Origin of the sequence: Streptomyces sp. NPDC060184 (assembly GCF_042728795.1) — a bacterium.
In the GTDB taxonomy this organism is placed as follows: domain Bacteria; phylum Actinomycetota; class Actinomycetes; order Streptomycetales; family Streptomycetaceae; genus Streptomyces.
Window position 1 is genome coordinate 1 of record NZ_JBHWYX010000106.1, and the last position, 1,049, is coordinate 1,049.

The following is a 1,049-nucleotide window of genomic DNA, read 5'->3' on the forward strand; positions in this document are numbered from 1 at the left end:
CCTACACCCTTACCCCGGGACAACCACCGCCCGGGCTGGACTACCTTCCTGCGTCACCCCATCGCTTACCTACTACAAGTCTGGTTCATCGGCTCCACCACTACCCTCAACTCCGAAGAGATCGGGCCGGCTTCACGGACTTAGCATCGCCTGATTCAGTACTGGGCGTTTCAAAGCGGGTACCGGAATATCAACCGGTTGTCCATCGACTACGCCTGTCGGCCTCGCCTTAGGTCCCGACTTACCCTGGGCAGATCAGCTTGACCCAGGAACCCTTAGTCAATCGGCGCACACGTTTCTCACGTGTGTATCGCTACTCATGCCTGCATTCTCACTCGTGAACCGTCCACAACTCGCTTCCGCGGCTGCTTCACCCGGCACACGACGCTCCCCTACCCATCCCAGCCCCCGTTGGGGGTACATGCTGGAATGACACGACTTCGGCGGTACGCTTGAGCCCCGCTACATTGTCGGCGCGGAATCACTTGACCAGTGAGCTATTACGCACTCTTTCAAGGGTGGCTGCTTCTAAGCCAACCTCCTGGTTGTCTCTGCGACTCCACATCCTTTCCCACTTAGCGTACGCTTAGGGGCCTTAGTCGATGCTCTGGGCTGTTTCCCTCTCGACCATGGAGCTTATCCCCCACAGTCTCACTGCCGTGCTCTCACTTACCGGCATTCGGAGTTTGGCTAAGGTCAGTAACCCGGTAGGGCCCATCGCCTATCCAGTGCTCTACCTCCGGCAAGAAACACACGACGCTGCACCTAAATGCATTTCGGGGAGAACCAGCTATCACGGAGTTTGATTGGCCTTTCACCCCTAACCACAGGTCATCCCCCAGGTTTTCAACCCTGGTGGGTTCGGTCCTCCACGAAGTCTTACCTCCGCTTCAACCTGCCCATGGCTAGATCACTCCGCTTCGGGTCTAGAGCGTGCAACTCAATCGCCCTATTCGGACTCGCTTTCGCTACGGCTTCCCCACACGGGTTAACCTCGCTACACACCGCTAACTCGCAGGCTCATTCTTCAAAAGGCACGCAGTCACGAC

1 rRNA gene is annotated in these 1,049 nt (G+C 57.4%); it reads right to left on the bottom strand.

The window, feature by feature from the left end:
- Window positions 1-1,049: ribosomal RNA gene (locus ACFWEE_RS32645) — 23S ribosomal RNA — on the bottom strand; the annotation flags it as partial.